This is a genomic window from bacterium, assembly GCA_040757115.1.
In the GTDB taxonomy this organism is placed as follows: domain Bacteria; phylum UBA9089; class CG2-30-40-21; order CG2-30-40-21; family SBAY01; genus JBFLXS01.
In genome coordinates, this window is the sequence record JBFLYA010000022.1 from 1 (window position 1) to 22274 (window position 22274).

Genomic DNA, 22274 nt, shown 5'->3' on the forward strand with positions numbered 1-22274 from the left:
TCTTTTATAGTTAATATGACCGTCCTCCAGTTATATTCAGGCAAATATTTAGAAAAATTTAACACCCTCATTGTGCTACTTCTTCCTGAGGGAGGAAAATCAAAAGTAATTAGAAGAAGATTTTTCATTTATTTTCATTATCCTTTTGGCAATATAAAGAGAATATACCATAAATCTTCATCCAGGTCAATAGATTTTTGAAAAAAGTGATAAATTGAAAGTAAAAAACATATTACCGACCACCGATAGATGATTACTTCTTTTTCTGTTCCTCAATCATCCGAATTAAATTTTTAGCATAGGCATTATTTGGGTCTATCTCTAATACTTTCGTAAACTCTAAATATGCCTCTTGAAATCGTCTTTGTTGAAAATAGATAGAGCCAAGATTTTTACGCGGCTCTATATTTTGAGGGGCAATCCGAATCATCTCCTGACATTCCTTAATTACTTCCGTGATATTCTTTTCATCATAGTAAATTCGGGCAAGATTATTATGTGCCTCAAAATTATCCGGGTTTGTCGTGATAAGTTTTTTAAGCAGTGCCTTTGTCTGTTCTGTCTTACCCTGGAGAGTGTATATTTTAGATAGATTATCAAGAGATAAACCACATTCAGGATTTACTTCTAATCCTTGTTTAAACAGTTTGATTGCCTTATCATATTTCTTTTGGCTTATATAGATTGTCCCTAATTTACCCCGGACATCGGTAAAAAACGGGTCAAATTCCAATACCTTTTGATACTCGGAAATAGTCTTATCTATTTGGTCATCCTGGCTATAAGCAACACCAAGTAAGTTATGGAAAATAGTATCTTCGGGGTAAATTTTTGTAATCTTTTCCCCGGCTTCAATTGCCTTTTTAATATTTTCTTTAAAAGTTTGAGTGGTATCTAAATATGCATGTAAGATATGTTCGTAATAATGCCTTTCATAAGGATTTAAGAGTAATGCCTTTTCAAATCCTGGGATGGAATCAACTACTGCCCCTCCAAAATAAAGGTCTCTGCCTTGTTTAAATTCAATGTCGGCAGAATAAATATTAATCGTGAACCTGGTGATAGCAATCATTGGGAGAATAATAATTATGAAGATAACTAACTTAATCCATCTGGGGATTTCAGGCAGGGAAATAGATGCTGTCCCCTCTTGACTATTAAGCCTTGCCACAACACCACAGAAGATAAAAAAAATAGATGTGCTGGGAATTATCCAGAAACAGGATTGACTCTGAACAAAATAACCTACCCCCGCACAAAAAAGACCTATGTTCACAAGCCTATTTTCTTTATTTACCGCAAAAGCCCCTTTCAGGCAGAGCCCGAAGAAGATAATCAGCATCCACAAGTATGCCCCTAATCCTAAAAGTCCTTTTGCTAAGGTTAAATCTATAATATCATTATGAACTCGGTCCGGCCTCCCATATTGTCCTCCTTCGGTCAGAATAAGTTCTAAAGAGCGATATTGTGGATAGATAAGTCCAAATGTCTCTGGACCGATACCGAGCAGGGGATAATCCTTAATAATTCTAAATGAATCTCGCCACATAATGGGTCTCGCCCCTCCACTGGCTCTCAATCTTCTGGTAAATTCTGTCTCAATAGAAGTCGTAGGCATCTCTTCATCTACCTTAACAGCCTCATTAACCATTTGTAAGATTCTTCCAAATGAAGAGGTTTCAGGTTTAAGATTGAAATATCCAGCTACAACTATAAGAATGCTTAAGGGAATAATTACCTTTTTTGTGATAAAGATATGTTTTATTACCAGGGATAAGCACAGAAAAGCAATCATTGAAAGCCCACATCCAATAGATGCCCCTCGTCCCTTACTTAAACATAAACCGGCTAAAATAAGAGCTAAACACATTCCGTAAAACCAGGGACTAATTTTGATAGAAATGGTGACAGGGAATTGAGTTAACTGTTTAATTTTATCCGCGATATTTTTAATCTTAATCGCTGGTTTTTTTTGGATCTTTAGTTCCTGCAAACATAAAGCAAAGGCAATAGGAACTAAAGTAGCGGTATAAGCACCTAAATAAACAGGATTACCAAAAGTTGAGAAGACACGATTGGCATCATAGGCACCCCATCCCACTAAATCACGGTTTAGATGTTGCATTAATCCATAAAAACCGATTAAACCACCTGTAAAAACAGTTATATTTAATATTCGATAAATAGAATCCTGATTTAAGAAGTTTACCACAACATAAAACAGAAAAAGATAATTAATAAAGGTAATCAATCCTTCATAGCGATAATAGGCACCAACCAGGCTTAAATAAGGATTTTTAGAGGATATAGTGGCGGCAATACTCACGACAAGAAAAGCAAAAAGTGGCAGGTCAAATTTAGTCTGAAAGAATTTAATCTGTTTAGACAGGAAAAACTTTACTAACCAGGTTAAAAGGATAATTCCAGAGAAAAGGTGCATCAAGGCTAATTTGCCTATCATTACTCCACTTAATCTCAAGTCAATAAACCAGGGAACTGAAATGATAAGTAGCATTAAGTTAATTTCTACGATTAGATTATAATAATCAAAATTCTTTTTCGACTTCTTGCTCATTGTTTTATAAGTATACTCGGAATATTAAGTATTGTCAATATAATTCATATTACCACTCGCAATTTTTCTTGACATTCTTAGACAAAGGTGATAATGTATAATAGAATTTTGGTAACTATTCACCACGAAGGGCACGGAGAGCACGAAGTGAAATTTGATGAATTATCGAATAGAGTCATTGGATGCGCTATAGCGGTGCATCGAACTCTTGGGCCAGGTTTGCTTGAATCCACTTACGAACAATGCTTGTCCAGAGAGATGAATCTTTCAGGGATATCATTCAAACTACAGTCTCCTTTGTCTGTTGAGTATAAAGGCATAAAGAGATTTGTTCTGTAACATCTCCCTGCCCTTCGTGCTCTTCGTGGTGAATAGTTACCAATATTTTAAACCAAATATGAAAAGAAAAAAAATAGTTATTGTCTCTTTAATCCTTATTGTATTATCCCTGCTGATATTATTCCTGCTTAAAACAGAAGACAGAATCCTTGTTGCCCGAACAATTGTTATACCAAAAGGTGTCTCGGCAAAGAATATTGCAAAGAATCTGGAAGAAGAAGGAATAATTAAGAATCAAACTGTATTTCTTATTCTGGCAAAAATTTCTGGGGCAAGCAAGAGATTTAAGGCGGGTGAGTATGAATTAAATAATAGGATGAAGATGACCGAGATTATTGAAAGGCTAAAGAGAGGAAAGAGAATAATTCATCGGCTCATTATCCCTGAAGGCTATACATTAAAAGATATAGCCAATCTATTAGAAAAAAATGGCTTTGCCAATAAATATAAATTCCTCAATCTTTGCTATGACCCAACCTTTATGGATAAGTTTTCTATAAATTCGTCCAGTTTAGAGGGTTATCTATTCCCGGATACATATTTTTTGCATAAGGGAATGGATGAAGAAGAAATAATTTCTCTAATGGTAACAAGATTTAATGAAGTGGTAAAAAAAGAGATTAAAGATGAGTCGATTCATAAGATTATCACCCTTGCTTCAATTATTGAAAAAGAAGCAAAGATTAAAAAGGAATACCCCATTATTTCGGCTGTTTTTCAAAATCGTCTAAAGATGGGAATGCCTTTGGAATCTTGTGCCACTGTTTTATATGCCTCAGGAGAGCGAAAAGAGTGGCTTTCTACTGAAGACACAAAAATACCATCACCTTATAATACTTATCTTCAACCTGGCCTGCCGCAGGGCCCAATCTGCAATCCTGGTATGACGGCCATTAAAGCCGCCCTAAATCCTGCAGATGTAGATTATCTCTATTTTGTTTCAAATGGTGATGGAAGTCATACCTTCTCAAAAACCGGCAGTGAGCATATTTTTTATAAAAACAATAGGACAAATTGCACTAATAATCACTCTTAAAAAATCCTAAAATTACAAAAAAAACCTTGACACAAAAAGAGAAATCTGGTATTATTAAAACATAATGGGAATAACTACTTACAATAAGGAGGATTCAAAATGTTTTGGAAACAGATTTGGGAAAAAATCAAACAACATAAAATTCTAACCTTATCCTTAATTATTATTGCTCTCTTTGGAGTATCTCTATTCTTAATAAAAGAAAAACCAATCCCTTTAGTCGAAAAGATAAAATCAATAAAAATCCCCCTACCATTTCAACGAAAACCAGTTAAAAAAGAGTTTCAGATAACTATGCAGCCTGAAGGACTCCTCAAGGAATTTCCCAAAGAGATTACATTTTACTTTGAAGAAGGATATGCAGAGGCATCTGGGTTGAAGATAGAGGATATCTCCAATTCTATAAAGATAGAGCCAAAGATAAAAACCTCTGGAACATGGATAAATGAGTGGATATTTCAAGCCTCTTTTCTGGAAAACCTCAAGCCTGAAACAAAATATGAAGTAGAAATATATAGCATCCCTCTAACTATTCCAAAAGCAATCCCTCACCAAAAGTTTAGTTTTACTACACCAGGTTTTACCGCCCAAATCTTTCTTAGCTCTTATGAAAACCAGAAACCCAGAATTTTATTAGACTTTACCTTCGAACCAGTATTAGAGAAGATAACGCAATATCTTGAGATTCACAATTCAAAGGGAAAAAGGATAACACCATCAGCGATAGAAAAAGTTCAGGGAAAACCTAATGAGGTCATTTTCTCTCTGCCAATCATAGAGAAAGCGGATGAGTTCTCTATTGTTTTAAAGAAAGGTCTTCCCTGCACATCCGGTTTCTTTTTAAAGAATAATATCCAGGCAAAGATTCCTGTAAGCCCAATAACGATGTCCATAACCGAGCATAGAATTGAAGAAGCAGATGATGGGTATCTGGTGGTATTTTCTGCGGCATCGGATGTTGAGAAGAATATTGACCTGGTGATAGATGAGAAGAATATCTCGCATTTTATAAATATAACCCCAGAAATTCCTCTTGATATTACCACCTCAAGAAATAGAATCTATATTTTATCCTCTAATTTTCTACCTCAAAAAGAATATACAATTACCTTAAGACCAGGGATAAGGAGTAAAAAAGGAAGCCTGCTTAAGGAGGAATATACCTGCACATTTACCACTCCAGAAAAGAAGCGAAAACTTCAATTCATCTATTCGGGAAGACATTTTGGAAAAACAGGAAACTGGAATCTTCCTTTAAAGGTAACAGGTATAAAAAAACTAAACCTTGATGTAGTCTATCTCCCTCCCGAGAATACCCTGTTTTGGCACTTGAGAAATTGGAGTCGCACAGATTATTTCTGGGATTTGGGCGAAGAGGTTATCAAAGATAGTCCTATTTCTGTTGAAAAAGATGGCATATTATGGATAAACCTCAAGGACTATCTAAAGGATACACAGCCAGGAACATATCTTGTAAGAACTCGCAGTGTAGAGGGAAAGTATGTGGAGGATAATATTATTGTTGTCCTTTCTGATTTATCCATTGTGGCAAAGTGGTTTAAGAAAGACCTCCAGGTCTGGTGCTTCAATTCATCAAACCTCAAGCCTGAGGATAATGTTGATATTGAGGTAAGGACTTCAAAGAATTTTGTCTTCGGAAAAGGGACGACCGATGCCGATGGTAAATGCCATATATCTTCCCCAAAAGAGGAAAGACAACCTTACATCATCTTTGCCAAAAAGGGTGATGAATGGACATATTTATACATTCCCGGGTTGTCTATCCCTCTATCAGAATACGACATTCAAGGTGAAGACCCTGAAATACCATACCTCGCCTATATCTATCCTGAGCGGGAACTCTACAGACCAGGAGAAACTGCCAATGTTGGCGTTCTGGTCAGGGAAAGAAATTCATTCAAAGGTGTATCTATACCTGTCAAGATAAACATAAGAGACCCAAAGGGCAATAACTTCCTTTCCTTATCCGGGAAAACTGATGAATATGGACTTTGCACCTTTGTCATTCCTACATCTGCCTCATCTCCTACAGGTAAATATATCATCGAGCTTATAGCAGGAGATAAGACACTCTATACCACAGGTATATTTGTTGAATGTTTTGTTCCTGAAAGAATGAGAGTCAATCTCTCTTTACCCAAAGGGGCATTTGACCCATATAAACCATTTCCTTTAAAGATAGCCGCAGAATACCTTTTTGGTGCTCCTGCTGATAATGAAGAATACCACGGTAAGGCAAGGTTTGAAGAGACACCATTCAAATCCTCTGGATATCTTAACTATTCCTTTGGACCAGTCTATTTGGAAAAAGAAAAACCACCTGTTTATGAAGAGGCAATTGATGAAGGAAATCTTGATGAAAAAGGAGAGGCAAGTGTAGATGTTTGTATCCCTCCAGAGGTTAAATTTAATAACCCGATTCTATTTATCGGAAATGTTGAGGTTGAAGAGGGAGGAAGTGGAAGGGTTACCAGAAAAAGGATAACAAAAGAAATTTACACCAAGCCATTTTATATTGGGATAAATCCCGATGTAACGAGAATAATAGAGAATAAACCCTGCAATGTCTCTGGTGTTCTCTTGAAACCCAAAGGAGATTTTTATCAGAAAAAGACTACATTGTATTACCAGATATTCAGACTCTCTTATCACTATAGCTATAGATATTGGGACGATGACAATTGGAAGGCAATACTTAATAAAATTCCAGTAACACAAAAGAAGATTCTTTCTACAAGTGATGGTAAGTTTGCCTTTTCATTTACAGCAAAAACATCATGGGCTGATTACCTGATAGAGGTTGGCAATGAAGATAATGATGTTTTATCCCAAACAAAAGTCTGTGGCTGGGGTTGGTGGTGGGGTGAAGATGAAGAAACGACAGAATCCCCTGAGGTTCTTTCTTTAAGGCTGGATAAGAAGGAATATGATGTAGGAGAAGAGGTCAAGGTTTCAGCATCTTTACCATTTGAAGGAAATATCCTCTGGACGGTTGAGTTGGATAAAGTATATGAATCCTCTTTTCAAGAGGCAAAGGGGAAGATAGCTAATTGGTCATTTAATGCACCAAAAGGGGTCTCAACTGTTTATGTTACAGGTTTATTGGTCAGGTCGGGTGAAAACTATTTAGTCCAGCGGGCATTTGGTGTTTGCAGGGTAAAAATCAGACCGAAAGAACTTAAATTGGCATTAGATATTGAGTCAGTATCTCAAATGAAACCTCAGACAGAACTCCTTATCAAAGTAAAGGCTCAAGAGAAATTTAAGGCAACGATTGCGGTTGTTGATGAAGGCATACTTCAAATAACAGATTTCAAAACCCCAGACCCTTACGAAGGCATCCTGCGGAATTTAAGACTTTGCATCAATTCTTGTGAATCATTTGGTTGGCTTGTAAAGAAATTTATGGAAAGACCAGGTGGCGGATTTATGGCTCGTGAAAAGGAGTTTCCAGAGGCAAGATTTGCCAGAATAGTCTCTTTTTGGAGTAAAATACAGGAGAGCGACAAGGATGGAAATGTTATTTATAAAGTAAAGATTCCTCAGTATAATGGAAAACTTCGAGTAATGGCTGTGGCAGTGGGAAAGGATAGTTTTTCTTCAGCGGAAAAAGGAGTTGTAGTAAAAAGCAATGTGATTATTTCACCAACTATACCCAGATTTATGTCTTCAAACGATACATTCTCATTCCCAATCACTTTAATAAATACAACAAAGAAAGAAGAAAGGGTTGATATTTCTATTGCGGCAAGTGGTGCTTGTGTCAATCCGAACGGAATTGACCTTTTCCTCTCTGCTAATGAAAAAAGAACACTCTGGTTTAATGGCAAAGCAGATGATGTGCCTGGGGCAATATCAATAAAAATAAAGGCAAAATCCAGGACAGAAACCTATCAGGAAGATTTTGTCATTCCATTATACCCGGATGTGCCATATCTTACCCAGTCTGACTATGTTGATATTAAACCCAATCAATCCGTAGATTTGACACCCTATCTTAAAAATTGGTATCCAAGGGCACATACAAGTAAGATTGTTCTCTCATCTTGTCCCGGTATGTCAAGACTTTCTCATGCGAAGTATGCCATTGGCTATCCTTATGGCTGTATTGAGCAGACATCTACATCACTTCTGGTTCTTTTAAGGCTTTCTTCACTCCTGCCCATTATTGCACCAGATATATCAAAGGAAAAATATGTCGATATGGTCAATCATGGAATAAGAAGGCTTATTTCTATGCAGACAATCTCAGGTGCCCTTTCTTTCTGGCCAGGGGAAGATAGTGAGGCATCACCATATTCAAATGCCTATGCTTGCTTTGTTCTTCTTGAGGCAAAAGCAAGTGGCTTTCTTGTTCCTGAGAGTATTATTTCTTCCCTCTTATCATGGCTTGATAGGATTGATGATAAGAATGGATATAGATTTTATGTTCTGGCAAAGGGTGGTCTGCTTAAGAAAAAGCCTGATGCCGTAGATAGACTTATGGCACAAGGAGACAAAAAGGAGTTTTCCTCAAAAGACCTTCTCTGGATAGCCGCAAGCCTACACCAAATTGGGAAGGTAGGGAAGGCGAAAGAATTTTTACAAGAGTCCCTCAAAACACCACCAGAAAATATAAGAAGATACTACGATGATTTCTACAGTTCCTTACAACAATTGGGGATGAGACTTTATGTGGTTAATGATATGATGTCAAATTCAGGATTAGAAAACAGATTGGTTAATGAACTTATAACTAACCTTTCCCATAGAGAAAGTTACTGGTACACAACTCAGGAGCTTGCCTGGGGACTTGTTGCCCTCGGAAGGTATGTCGAGAGAAGACAGAGAGGAGAATTTTCTGGGGAAATTGAAATGAATAAAAAGATTTTATTGCCAAAGAAGGAAAAGTATGGTTTATTATGGATACTTAAAAATCCAGGAGAGAAGGATGTAATCTTAAAGACAAAATCAGATACATCCCTTTTCTTAAACATAGAAAATACTGGCTTTTGTAGTGAAAAGAGGACATTTGAACCGTATTCAAAGAATATATCTATTGAAAGAAAGGTGTTTGATTACTATGGAAGGGAGATTACCTCATCATCTTGCGGAAAGCAGGCTATAGTAGAATTGAAGGTCTGGTCGGATAATTGTTATGATAATGTGGCAGTTGAACTTCCTATCCCTGCTGGTTTTGAGATAGAAAATCCAAGACTTACCAAAGATAGCCTTCCAAATTGGGCATCTGAAAAAGAAAATCTCTGGATGCCAAATTATGTTGATATAAGGGATGATCGGGCAATAATATTTGGAAGGACTGCAAAAGAACCTCATTTTTATTACATCCAGGTAAGGGTAACCACACCTGGGATTTTCTTCTTCCCACCCGCACAGGCAATGGCAATGTATGACCCGGAGGTAAGGGCAAATACTGCCGCAGGAAGATTTGAGATAGAGAGATAGGACGGGGAAATAGGACATATAGGACATATAAGACATATAAAGGAGTATAATAATTATGGTTCCCCCAAATGATTCTGGACAACTTATTCCTGCTCACGGTGGTTACCGAAACTTACAGAGTTACCAGATGGCGGAGATAGTGTTCGATGCCACGACGGTATTCTGCAAACGATTTGTTGATAGTCGTTCACGCACTACTGACCAGATGGTGCAGGCGGCGCGCTCTGGCAAACAGAACATTGCTGAAGGCAGTATGGCTTCTGGCACCTCCAGGAAAATCGAACTTAAACTTGTCGGCATTGCACGGGCAAGCCTTGAGGAATTGCTGATTGACTATCAGGATTTCCTGCGACAGAAAGGCTTGCCACTCTGGACTAAAGATGACCCGCAGGCGAAAAAGATCAGAGGACTGGTTTATGAGAAGAATAAGTCATATATGACTTATAAGACCTATATTGAATTTTCTCCTCCTGATGTTGCGGCAAACACAGTAATTTGCCTGATTCACCAGACAAACTACCTGCTCGACCAACAATTAAGAGCGTTAGAAAAAGAATTCCTGGAAGAAGGCGGGTTCACAGAAAGGCTTTACCGCATGCGTTCACAAAAACGCCAGGAGAAAAAATGAAAAAAATAGGTCTTATAAGTCTTCTATGTCCTATAAGTCTTATTCTCTTTTTACTCTTTTTCCCCCTTCCCCAAAAGCTCAATTGCTCATACTCAAAGATTGTCAGGGCTTCTGATGGAAAGGTCTTGCGTATTTTCCTTTCTACGGATGAAAAATATCGAATATTTCTGCCAAAATCTGCTATTTCCCCACTTTTTGTCCAAACAACCATTACCTATGAAGATAAGTTTTTTTACAGACACCCTGGCATAAACCCTGTTTCTTTCTTTAGGGCATTTTATAAAAATATAAAGGCAAAGAGGATTACACAAGGTGGCTCAACAATAACTATGCAACTTGCAAGAATCCTTGAACCAAAACCACGCACTATAAAAAATAAACTTATTGAGATATTCAGGGCATTTCAACTCGAACTACATTTCTCCAAAGATAAAATACTCGAACTTTACCTCAATCTTGCACCTTATGGAGGCAATATCGAAGGCATTGGTGCGGCAAGTATATCTTACTATGGAAGGCTACCTGATAATCTCACGCCCGCAGAAGTAGCCTTTCTTGTCTCCCTACCTCAACGCCCTCATAAATCCTCTCCCCAAAAGGTATTAAAGATTATGTTAAGTAAAAAACTTATTAGCAAAAGGGAGTATGATTTAGCCAGGGTATCCTCCTTTCCTTCTAAGAAAATACCCTTTCCATTCGAAGCACCACATACCTGTGATTTTTTGGTAAGTAGATTTCCTCAACTTAATGATATTCATTCTACAATTGATACCAATATCCAGAAAAAGGTTGAAAATATCCTGTCTTCTTATAAGAAAAAAATAGAAGAAATGGGTGCATCAAATGCAAGTGTGGTGGTGATGGAGAATAAGACAAGAAAGATTAGGGCACTTATTGGCTCTCTTGACTATTTTGATAAAGAAAATAGAGGGCAGGTCAGAGGATTTTATGCCTTTCGTTCACCTGGTTCAGCACTTAAGCCATTCCTTTATATTATGGCAATTGAAGATGGACTTATCAACCCCGAAACTCTTATGGAGGATGCACCCTATAGATTTGAAAATTACGAACCTGAAAATTTCTCCAGGCAATTTCTTGGTTTAGCCACAGCAGAAGATAGCCTCTCCTTTTCTCTAAACCTTCCTTTTATCCTTATGTTAAAACGATATGGCTACCAAAAATTTTTAAATAGGATTTCTGAAGGAGGGCTTGTTGGACCATTATCACCATCCTCTTATGGACTTCCTATCATTACAGGTGGGATGGATATTCGCCTCATTGACCTGACAAATCTATACCTCACCCTATCAAGGGGTGGCTTCCATAATGAATGGAGGCTCTTAGAGGATACACCAACAAAAAAAGAAAAACTTCTCTTTAAACCTCCAGCAGTTCTATTAGGATTAAATGCCCTTTCAAAGAGGGATAGGCCAGATGCACCAAATCTTGCTTTATACACCATCCCAAAGAAAAAGGTTTATTGGAAAACAGGGACATCTTATGGAAGAAGGGATGGCTGGAGTCTTGGTTTTGACTGTGATTACACGGTTGGTGTGTGGGTTGGAAATTTTAGTGGAGAGGGCTCGGATAAGCTAATTGGTGCCTTAATTGCCTCCCCCATTATGTTTGATATAATAAGGGCAATAGGTGATGAAAAAGATAAAAAATTCTTCTGGGAAGAACCAGCAAAAACTGATTTAGAAACGGCTTATGTATGTAAGTTTTCTGGATATAAACCTTCTCCATATTGTTTTGAAAAAAAAGAGGTTTCTGTCCTGAAAAATAACCATCCTTATGTTGAATGCCCATTCCATAAAAAATTTATCATTGAGAAAAAAACAGGATTCAGGGCATCACCATTTAAGGAATATAAACCAGGCGAACTCACAGAAAAGATTTTCCTTGTTTATCCAGCCTCCGTGCAAAAAGTCTTAAAAGGAAATAAAGAACCACAATTTCCACCAGAATGTAGGGTAGTTGAAAAAAGCAATCTTAATGTTATTAGTCCGGTGGATGGTGAAATATATTTTATTCCCAAAGGGGTTAGAGATGCAAATTTTATACCACTTCAGGCATTTAATTCCTGCGGAGATATTCAGTGGTTTATAAATGATAAATACAGAGGGAAGACAAAATCCGGCGAGGTTTTTCAAATAGAACCAATTTGGGGGAGGATGAAGATTGTAGTTTATGACGATAAGGGAGAAAATAGGATAATCAAGATAAATGTTGAAGCAGAACCATAGGAATTTTGGATTGCGGATTTGCGAAATTGGTCCTCAGTTTTTGGTCTTCACTGCTCTACTATTTTTACCTTGAATCATATAGCGAAATTTTCCTTGACATCAATAAAATTATATATTATTATAAAATACAAATGAACATCATTCCTTTACAAATTATTGACCAGAAACTACTTGATTTTAAGTTAGCCCCACAAATAAAAGTTGGCGAGGTTCTTGAAGGAACAGTAGATGAGGTATTAGAAAATAAAACCTATCTTTTTAAACTCGCTGGATTTACTTTTCGAGCAAGAAGTCCACTTATATTAAATAAATACGATAGAATCCAGGTAGAAGTAAAAAGCATTGAACCAAGAATTGTGTTCAAATTACTCCCATCACAAAACAAAAGCAATTTACCTGTTTCTGAAAAGATAAAATCTCCAGATACAAACTATTTATTTTTTACCACCTCGAATTTATCTTCTCTGGGGATAAATAATCTCTGTGTCAAAACATTTGACACAGATGAAGAAATCTCTTCTAAAGGACTAAAATCTAAATATGAGGCAGTAGATATTCTTCTGGAGATGTCTGAGTTAGGTAAAGTTTTAGTCAAAATAACTCGCCAGGGAGATTTATCTTATTATCAAATAATAGTTGAAGATAAAAATATTAAGGAATTTGTTGAGGAGAACCTGCAAGGATTATTAACTGATTTAGAAAATGTCGGCTTCCCATTTCCCAACATAAATTGTTTAGCTAATCCAGGTTTAAAAAATCAGGATTTTTATGCTGAATCAACAATAACCAGGACGGAAAAAGGGTATAGTCGAATAGATACAATTGGATAAAAGAGGTAATTGATGGAAATTATAGTTACCCATACCAATACAGACTTTGATGCCTTAGCCAGTCTGATATTAGCCGCTAAACTTTATCCAGACGCTCAACTTGTTCTGCCTGGCTCTTGTGAACAGAATGTCCGGAATTTCTTAGATGAGTATCCTCATGGCTTTAATCTTAAGAAATCTAAACATATTAAATTAGAGCAAGTCACAAAACTTATTTTAGTTGATACCCGTCAATCTTCCCGCATTGGGAAATTTGAAATCCTCACTGATGGCCAGATACCAATTTATATCTATGACCATCATCCTGCACAAGAAGGAGATATTAAAGGTGAACTGATGGAGATAAAAGAACTTGGCGCCACTGTATCAATTATTTTAGAGAAGATTAAAGAACAAAATATTACCATTAGTCCAATTGAGGCAACAATTGCCGCTTTAGGGATTTATGAAGATACAGGTTCTCTCACCTTCTCTACGACTACCACCGCAGATATTTCTGCCATAGAATATCTTATTTCTTGTGGTGCAGATTTAACCATAATTGCCAGGTTACTTGAAAAGGAACTTACTGTGGACCAGCTTTTTATCCTTAATGACCTCATATCCTCACAAAAGGTATATCAAATTGACCAGACAAATATAGTTATCGCCAAAGTTGTTATAGATAAATATGTTGGAGACTTAGCCGTGCTTGCCCATAAGATAATGAATATGGAATCCTTAGAGGTATTATTTTGCATTATTGGTATGGAGGGAAGGGTTCAGTTAATTGCCAGAAGTCGCACAAACAAAGTAGATGTGGCTGAAATTCTCTCATTAATCGGTGGTGGAGGACATAAAACTGCCGCCTCCGCTACGATTAGAGAATTAAGTTTAGAGGCAGTTGAACAAAAACTATTGGAAATATTACACCTAAAATTAATTCCAACCAAAGAAACAACTTCTCCTCCAATCCAACTTTATCCGCATAATATTAAACATTTAATGAGAAAAAACCTCCCGGAACCAATCCAGAACATATTAAAATTACTCGGGAAAATAGGTGATGGACTTAAAATGAATGTGTATGTGGTGGGCGGAATTGTCCGAGACCTTTTATTAGGTAAGGCAACATTTGACCTTGATATTGTCGTTGAAGGGAATGGGATTGAATTTGCCAGAGAGTTAAGTCAAAGGATTGCAGGAAGTTATAAAAGCCATGAAAGATTTAAAACCGCTGCGGTGGTGTTTCCGGATGGGTTCAAAATAGATATTGCTACTGCTCGAAAAGAGGTTTATGACCAGCCAGCCGCATTACCGAGAGTAACTACAGGAGGAATTTATGATGACATTTTAAGACGAGATTTTACGATAAATGCCCTCGCCATTCAGCTTAACCCAACATATTTTGGGAATTTAATAGATTTTGTTGGTGGAGAAAAAGACCTGAAAGAAGGATTAATTGAAATCCTTCATGATAAAAGTTTTATTGATGACCCAACCAGAATCTTTCGCGCTATAAGATTTACCTCTCGAGGGAATTTCAAACTATCCGACAACACAAAAAACTTAATTATTAAATCAGCGACCAAAGACCTGTTTTTACGGCTGGCAAAACAACGGCTCCGCAATGAACTTATCCTTATTCTAAAGGATGATAATCCAGATTCCGCTTTTCTCCAATTGCAAGAACTAAATATTCTTAAGTATATCTATCCCTTACTACAAACCGGGAGAAACCAATCATTACTTTTTAAAAAAATTACCCATACCTTATTCTATCTTGAAGTTATCATTGAACATAAACCTATAGATAAATGGTTAATTTATCTATTAGGTTTGATTGATGGATTAAGTAAAGAAGAGGCATCAGAATTTATGCACCACCTTAAATTTACTAAGATTCAACAAAAAACAGTTATTACAGATAAAGAGGAATCTCAACTTTTAATAGATTTCCTGAAAAGATATAGAGACCCCTCCCCTGCTGCACTTTATAATCGGCTAACAGGAATTCCTTTAGAGGTTCTTGTATTTATTATGGCTAAGGTAGATGCGTTTGAAAACAAAGAAATAGCCTCTTGTATAAAAAAGCAGATAGTTTTTTTCTTGACGGAATTAAGCAAGGTAAAACTCAGTATAAGCGGGGATGACCTTAAAAAATTAGGAATTGAACCAGGCCCTGTTTATAAAGAAATATTTGATAAGGTTTTATCGGCTAAATTAAATGGGAAACTGAAGACTAAAGAGGATGAGTTGGAACATGCTAAGTGTCATGTTGAACAAATAACGCACGGAATTTGATTCTGGTAACTGGTAATTAAATACCGTTCGGTTGAGCTCACGACGAATCTATTTAAGCAATTACCAGTTACCAGTTACCAATTATCCGTTTGCAGGTTATGAAATCTGATGATACCCCGTGCAACACTTACTCAACAGCACACTACGAAATTAGGAAGGATGTATGGTTAAAGATAGTCAAAAAAGGATAACTAAATTTATTGGTATCGTAAGTTTTGGCACATTTACCTCACGGATTGTGGGTTATATTCGAGATGTCTTAATTGCAGATAGGTTTGGGGCAGGTTTAGTTTCAGATGCCTTTTTTACCTCATGGCGAATACCTAATACCTTGCGGGAATTACTTGGTGAAGGGGCATTAAGTGCCGCATTTATCCCTGTTTTTACTGAATATTTGAAGACAAAAGGGAGAGAACAAGCCTGGCAGTTAGCCAATCTGATTATCAATGCCCTGCTCATTATCTCCATATTAATTACCTTGTCTGGTATCATCCTGTCTCCTTTAATTATTAGCATAATTGCCCCTGGTTTCGTTGGCAAAGATGTTTTTACTTTGACCGTGCTCCTTACCCGTATAACATTTCCTTTTACTATTTTTATTTGTCTTGCGGCGTTAGTCATGGGGATTCTTAATTCAATTCAACATTTTACCTTACCGGCATTTGCCCCAGCCATATTAAACATTTGTTTAATCCTGGCAATCCTTTTTCTATGTCCTTTGTTTGGCGAACTATCAATTGTTGGGTTAAGTATTGGACTTTTAATTGGTGGTTTGATTCAGTTGTTAATCCAAATCCCACCTTTGATTAAAGAACGGATGGAATATCGGTTAATCATAGACTTTTTCCATCCTGGAGTTCGTGAGGTAATTCGTTTGATGTTACCACGGGCACTTGGCGCCGCGGTTACTCAATTTAATATCTTTATCTCTAATTTATTAGCCTCTTTCCTGATTTTTGGGAGTATTTCTTCATTATTTTATGCCAATAGATTGGTTCATTTTCCATTGGCAATATTCGGGATAGCTATCGGAACCGTCCTGTTTCCAACTATGTCCAGACAGGTAGTTGAAGGTAATTTACAGGGAGTAAAAGAGAGTCTTCGTTTTGGCTTGAAAATGGTAATCTTAACCTCCTTGCCGCCAACTATCGGCTTAATGGTTTTAGGAAGACCGATTATCGAACTTTTGTTTCAACATGGGGAATTTGACATTACTGCTACTAATATAACTTATTTAGCCTTGTTCTTTTATGCCTTTGGGCTATTAGGCTTTTCGAGCTTGAAGGTTATTGTCCCAGCCTTCTATGCCCAACATGATACCTGGACACCGCTAAAAATAGGCATAATCTCAGTGATAGCCAATGTTATCTTCAGCCTTTTATTAATGAAACCATTAGAGCAAGGCGGATTAACTTTAAGCCTTTCTTTATCTGGATTTTTAAATGCTGGTTTATTATTGATAAGCTTAAGACAAAAAATTGGGCCCATCGGATTAAAAGAAATACTTATATTCCTCTTTAATGTCTTACTTGCCTCATCGATGATGGGATTTTTCTGCGGGATTATCCTGAAAATAGATATAGGCCTTTTTTATCAGGTGATAATCGGTATAATAGGTGGATTAATCGTTTTATTTTTAAGTTGTAAATGGCTAAAGATAAAGGAGGTTGATGATGTTTGGAAAATGGTTAGAAAAAAGTAATCAGTAAGTATTATAAAACGAAATTTTTGACAGGAGGGAATATAAATGGAAGAAAAAACAATTGTCCTTGTTGCCCATGATTCTAAGAAAAAAGATTTACTTGAATGGGCAAAATTTAATAAAGGCACACTTGAAAAATTTATCTTGTATGCTACTAAAACAACTGGGGAAGAAATGATAAAGAATGTTGACCTAAAAGTCCATTTATTACAAAGTGGTCCCCTTGGCGGTGATTCTCAAATAGCAACAATGATTGTCGAAGGGAAGGTGAATATGCTTATATTTTTCTGGGACCCTCTCACTCCTCAACCCCATGATGTCGATGTAAAGGCATTACTACGCATCGCCGTGCTTTACAACATCCCTGTTGCCTGTAATCGGACAACGGCTGACTACATCATTTCTTCACCATTACTTAATTAGTTCCATACAAAAATAGTAACTATTCACCACGAAGAGCACGAAGAACACGAAGACATCGGCGATTTTATCGGGTGCGAATCTCTGCAAGAGAATGTGTGTCATTGGATATTCCAATGCCTCTTTAGAAACAAACACCTGCTTAAATCTTTCCACCCTGATTTATTCTGCCTTAATTTCAATCTCTTCTTCCGGGATTGATTCTTTTTCCACATATTTTAAGAGGTAATTAAGAAGACTGAGAATATTCAAGAGTTCCTTTTGCACCACCTCGTATATTTCTGGAGATTCTACTTCCCAGTATAAATGAATTAGCCTATCGCGTAACTTTATCAACTTCAAAGTCGTCCTGGTAAATTCCTGGGGTATTACCTCAGATTGAACTAAATAATTAATTATATCTTTAGAACTGCCAGGTCTTCCTAATCCTTTGACCGCAATAATATGAGTGGCAAGGTCAACTAATGAATCAATACTTATTCGCAAGTAATGTTCGGCTAAAGCGATATTCTGGGCATCGGTTAAAAAGATAGTCTCTGGAAGTTCTTTTAATTTATTTAATTTCTTTAACGCACTCTCACAGATATTTGCTCGTTGGAAAACTATTTCTTTGTTAAACATATTTTCTCCTTTCCTGGTTAATCGTGATTCCAGATATTTATCGTAATGTTCTAAATAAGGTTTAAACTTAAAATATTTTTTTGTTGATAAATCCTCAAATTCTCGCCGCAACTCATCATCTTTAGAATAGATAACCCTGCCTTTCGTAATAATATCATATCTAAAGGGTAATGGGGCATTATTTAAAATTACCACATCGAATTTATCGAAATTCAGCACTTGAGAAAGGTCGGTGTTTAATTCAATCGCCTTTGTAAAGGTATTAACCGACTCACCACCTTCAAGAAAAAACGCAATATCTACATCTTCAACCTGTGTCAGGTCTTGAGATACTAAGATAGAGCCAAATAAATAAACGGCGACGACTTCACCCTTTGTTGAAGAATATCCTTGAATAACTTTAATCCATTCATTTAAATCTATCTTCATAATCATTGGAACTAATTTCTATACTGGGTATGTGTTTAGCGTCTGCAGGCATTCAAACACTCTAAACACGGACAACTGGTATCACGCCACACATCGGGATTGACAACACTTGTGCAGTCATGACACCACAAGTGGTGTCAATCCGACCTCACAGCGGTTGGGAATGCTATATTTTCCTGCAAAATCTCACTTATTGCCAGGCAGACTTTATCCTGCTGGTCATATTTTAGTCTGGGATACATAGGTAATGAGAAAATTTCCTTAGCTGCTTTTTCTGTTTCGGGCAAATCTCCTTCACTATATCCAAGATAACTATAGCCCCGCATAATATGAATTGGCCAGGGATAGCTGATATTAACAAATATCTCGCGTTTGGCTAATTCCTTGATAATATCATCACGATTTGAATGCCGACAAACATAAACATAATAGACATGCGTATTGCCTTTTTCTATCTTTGGAAGTGTTAGTGATGTAGAGGCAAGTATTTTATCATAGCGATTAGATAAAGCTTGTCTCATAGCAATATAGTCATCCAATCGTTTCAACTTACGCAGTAAAATTTCAGCATGAACTTCATCGAGGCGTGAATTATAGCCATCTTCTTCAGAATAATAAACATTTTCCATACCATAAAATCGTAACCTTCTCAATTTAGCATTCAATGCATCATTGTTTGTCATAACCATGCCACCATCTCCATATCCACCTAAAGGTTTGGTTGGGTAAAAGGAAAAAACACCTAAATCACCCATCGAACCTGCCTTGCGTCCTTTATAAGTAGCACCATGGCTTTGTGAACAATCCTCTATGACATAAAGATTGTATTTTTTAGCCATGGTCAACAAGGAATCCATATCAACACACTGACCAAAAAGATGGACAGGCAATAAACATTTGGTTTTCTCGGTGATGACTGATTCTAATTGTTCGACATCCATCAGGTATGTTTCTGGTTTAATGTCAACGAAGCGTGCTTTTGCTCCGGTAGCGGCTATTGCCGCTACGGTTGGGACAGCGGTATTGGATACAGTTATCACTTCATCGCCACTGCCAATGCCAAGTGCCTTCATAGCAAGGAATAAACCATTGGTGGCATTATCCACACCCACACCATACTTGACATTACAATATTGTGCAAAGGCAAATTCAAAATTTTTGACACTTGGTCCTAATATTAACTGACCTGAGCTGAAAACCTTCTCTATGGCATCAAAAATGTCTTCTTTCTCTGCCTTATATTCATCTAAATAATCCCATACTTTAATCGCCATATTGATCTCCAATTATGTCACATAGCCTTATGTGGAAGATTTCTTATGATTTCTAATAGTTGTGCATCTTCCAGCAGTATTTTGGCAAATCGTTGAAACGAATTATTCTTTATCGATGTTAGCACATCATCAATAAATAAAGCAAATGAATCACCCTTCTCAATTGTAAGTTGTTGAGTTCTATTGCCTCTTTTGACATTAATAACTAATTCAATATCCGCAGGTGGCGTAAATATTCGTTCTGTCTCAAAGTAATAAGATTGTCCTATACAAGAGATACTATTTTTATATTCTGCCTCCAGACTGAAAAATCCTTGCAGAACAGAACCAGAGTCATAAATCATCATCAGACTAAATGAAGTATCAACTCCATTCATATTGGATGAAGTTATCCTTGAGATAATTTCAATCGGCTTTTTACCAAAAAATATTCTGCTACAGCTAACGGCATAAGACCCTCGATCAAGGATTATACCACTACCTAATTCTGGATTGTAACGGAAATTGTTTGGTTCTAAAGGTGGAGAGGTAAATGTTGCTGTTATGGATAAAAGAGGCTTATTATCCTCACTAATCATTTTTCGCAGTATCTTTGTCAGAGGATGATATGACCACACATTTGCCTCAGCCAGGCACAACTTGTTTCTTTGTGCATACTCCACCATATTCTCCGCATCAGCCAGATTAATAACTGCTGGTTTATCCACCATCACATGGAACCTTTTATTTAATGCTTGCCTTATCCATTCTGCATGCATACTATTGGGCAAAGACACATAAACCAACTCACCCCTGTATTTAGAAATTGCCTCTCCATAATCGTGATAAACATCACCACGCTTTTCCAAAGGAATTATATTCTCAATTGGATTTTGTCGTGTTGCCAGATGGATTTTTTCAATATTCTTCAAAGACAATAAAGCAGGTATTACCCTTCGCCTGGCTATTGATGAATAACCGATGATAAGTATTTCCATTCTATCTCCCTTTCCTTACTGGCTTGATTGGACAGACAAACAAGATAACAACCCCCTTGCTTCTATGTTCAAATAATTATTAAATCTAATAAATCCTTTTATCTGATGGATGGTCATCCAGACATAATTGTCAGGTAGTTTTAATTCCTCATCTTCATCAGCTTCAATAACAAGATAACGGTTCTGGTCATGGTAAAACCTTCCGCCTTCTTCAGATTGTAGGGCACTGTAGCGTATCTGGTCTGGTCTAGCATTAACAACAAAATCATAAAATGGCGGAAAAAGATTTGTCTGCTCATAATTAGAGGGAGTGCATTGTAGGGTTGGAGCCATTTCAAGGCAATCAAAATTGCCTGGTTCAACCCTTCCTTGAATAAGGAAATGCAGAATACCATTTTTTTTCTGGCAAATAAAACATAAAATCCCTCCTTTGGCGGATTCAATTAAAGGTTGTTCCCAACCTTGCACCTCACGATTACTTGCTTTAACCGCTACCCCGATGATGGAAAAGTATTTCCCATTCTCTGCTCGAATAACATTTCCGTCATTTTGCCATCCTTTTACTTGATTAAGAGCAATTCGAGAAATTTTCAGTTCATAATGTGTTTTCATATGAGTGAACCAGCTGACAATGTTATCAAAGTCATTCACCGCCTCGGGTTCATTTCTTAATGATGATAACAAAACAGCCTGGTCAAAAGAAAGTTTATCTCTATTCTTGAGTAAATAATTCAAGTTGTCTTCATTGTCATCGAACCGTATGCAGGATAGGACAGTGCGAGAATCCATATTAATCAAATTATCTATCTTGAGTAATTCAAATAATTGTCCTAATGTCAGCCAGCAGAAATCATCATATACTTCAATATCTTCATCTTCCTGAATTTCAACAATCATATTGCGATTACGCTTGCATAAAAACCGCGAGCCTTGCTCAGACTGCAACTGGTCAATCAAAAATTTATTATTTTTTCTATCCAAAAAATAATCTAAGTATTTTGGTCTGGAACCACCGTGAACCTGGGTAAAATTACTTCGCGTTGCCTGCACGGTTGGTGATATTTGCACCAAATTCACATTTCCGGGCTCCATTTTAGCCTGAACAAGAAAATGCACTACTCCATTTATTTTTTTTACTAAAAACCCTAATATTCCGATTTCTGGCTGATTGATAATTGGTTGCATCCAGTGACTGGTATGCCCAAAATTTGTTTGGACATCTATCCCTTCAATACGGAAAAATTTCCCACTCTCATGCACAAGATTACCGGTATCTTTTTCAAAATACCAGCCTTTTAATTTATTCAATGAGGTTTTCTCAACTAAAAAAGTGTTGGCCTGACAACGATTTTCTAACCATCTAAAGAATTCCGATAGCTTTAAAATACCCTCCTTGACAAGAGCGGATTTCAGGAATTCTTTTTCCCATCTTTTTTTTGAAACCATAT

General features: G+C 36.8%; 14 protein-coding genes. 9 read left to right on the top strand and 5 right to left on the bottom strand.

Annotated features, from left to right (window positions below; translation table 11 throughout):
- Positions 1–253: 253 nt before the first annotated feature.
- Complete coding sequence (locus AB1422_03040) at positions 254–2575, bottom strand: tetratricopeptide repeat protein (protein MEW6618320.1); 2322 nt, start codon at positions 2573–2575, stop codon at positions 254–256.
- Positions 2576–2668: 93 nt separating this feature from the next.
- Here AB1422_03040 and AB1422_03045 point away from each other — a divergent pair, with 93 nt between their 5' ends.
- The 9 genes from AB1422_03045 (at position 2669) to AB1422_03085 (ending at position 17528) form a co-directional block, all read left to right on the top strand.
- A complete protein-coding gene (locus tag AB1422_03045) occupies positions 2669–2914 on the top strand; it encodes a GxxExxY protein (GenBank protein MEW6618321.1) in 246 nt (81 codons plus the stop codon).
- A 58-nt stretch (positions 2915–2972) separates the two neighbouring features.
- Positions 2973–3950 (top strand): endolytic transglycosylase MltG, encoded by a 978-nt coding sequence (gene mltG / locus AB1422_03050; GenBank protein ID MEW6618322.1) that lies wholly within the window; start codon positions 2973–2975, stop codon positions 3948–3950.
- Positions 3951–4049: 99 nt separating this feature from the next.
- Positions 4050–9416, top strand: coding sequence for an MG2 domain-containing protein (locus tag AB1422_03055; GenBank protein MEW6618323.1), 5367 nt, complete (start codon positions 4050–4052; stop codon positions 9414–9416).
- Between the two features lie 55 nt (positions 9417–9471).
- Positions 9472–10044, top strand: a complete 573-nt coding sequence (locus tag AB1422_03060) for a four helix bundle suffix domain-containing protein (GenBank protein ID MEW6618324.1) — start codon at positions 9472–9474, stop codon at positions 10042–10044.
- Positions 10041–12290 (top strand): penicillin-binding protein 1C, encoded by a 2250-nt coding sequence (pbpC, locus tag AB1422_03065; protein ID MEW6618325.1) that lies wholly within the window; start codon positions 10041–10043, stop codon positions 12288–12290. The genes AB1422_03060 and pbpC overlap by 4 nt, the downstream gene beginning before the upstream one ends.
- 131 nt (positions 12291–12421) lie before the next feature.
- Positions 12422–13120, top strand: coding sequence for a hypothetical protein (locus tag AB1422_03070; GenBank protein ID MEW6618326.1), 699 nt, complete (start codon positions 12422–12424; stop codon positions 13118–13120).
- A gap of 12 nt (positions 13121–13132) precedes the next feature.
- Entirely contained in the window at positions 13133–15403 is a 2271-nt protein-coding gene (locus AB1422_03075) for a DHHA1 domain-containing protein (GenBank protein ID MEW6618327.1), read from the top strand.
- 163 nt (positions 15404–15566) lie between these two features.
- Entirely contained in the window at positions 15567–17105 is a 1539-nt protein-coding gene (gene murJ, locus AB1422_03080; GenBank protein ID MEW6618328.1) for a murein biosynthesis integral membrane protein MurJ, read from the top strand.
- 45 nt (positions 17106–17150) lie between these two features.
- Positions 17151–17528 (top strand): methylglyoxal synthase, encoded by a 378-nt coding sequence (locus AB1422_03085; protein ID MEW6618329.1) that lies wholly within the window; start codon positions 17151–17153, stop codon positions 17526–17528.
- 159 nt (positions 17529–17687) lie between these two features.
- On the opposite strand, the gene AB1422_03090 is transcribed toward AB1422_03085, so the two are convergent.
- The 4 genes from AB1422_03090 to AB1422_03105 all read right to left on the bottom strand — a co-directional run bounded on the left by AB1422_03090 (position 17688) and on the right by AB1422_03105 (position 22272).
- Entirely contained in the window at positions 17688–18575 is an 888-nt protein-coding gene (locus tag AB1422_03090) for a HepT-like ribonuclease domain-containing protein (protein ID MEW6618330.1), read from the bottom strand.
- 137 nt (positions 18576–18712) lie between these two features.
- The gene (locus tag AB1422_03095) at positions 18713–19849 is read right to left on the bottom strand and encodes a DegT/DnrJ/EryC1/StrS family aminotransferase (protein MEW6618331.1); all 1137 of its coding nucleotides are present in this window, start codon (positions 19847–19849) and stop codon (positions 18713–18715) included.
- A 17-nt stretch (positions 19850–19866) separates the two neighbouring features.
- Complete coding sequence (locus tag AB1422_03100; GenBank protein MEW6618332.1) at positions 19867–20826, bottom strand: Gfo/Idh/MocA family oxidoreductase; 960 nt, start codon at positions 20824–20826, stop codon at positions 19867–19869.
- Positions 20827–20841: 15 nt separating this feature from the next.
- The gene (locus tag AB1422_03105) at positions 20842–22272 is read right to left on the bottom strand and encodes an NDP-hexose 2,3-dehydratase family protein (GenBank protein ID MEW6618333.1); all 1431 of its coding nucleotides are present in this window, start codon (positions 22270–22272) and stop codon (positions 20842–20844) included.
- Positions 22273–22274: the final 2 nt, after the last annotated feature.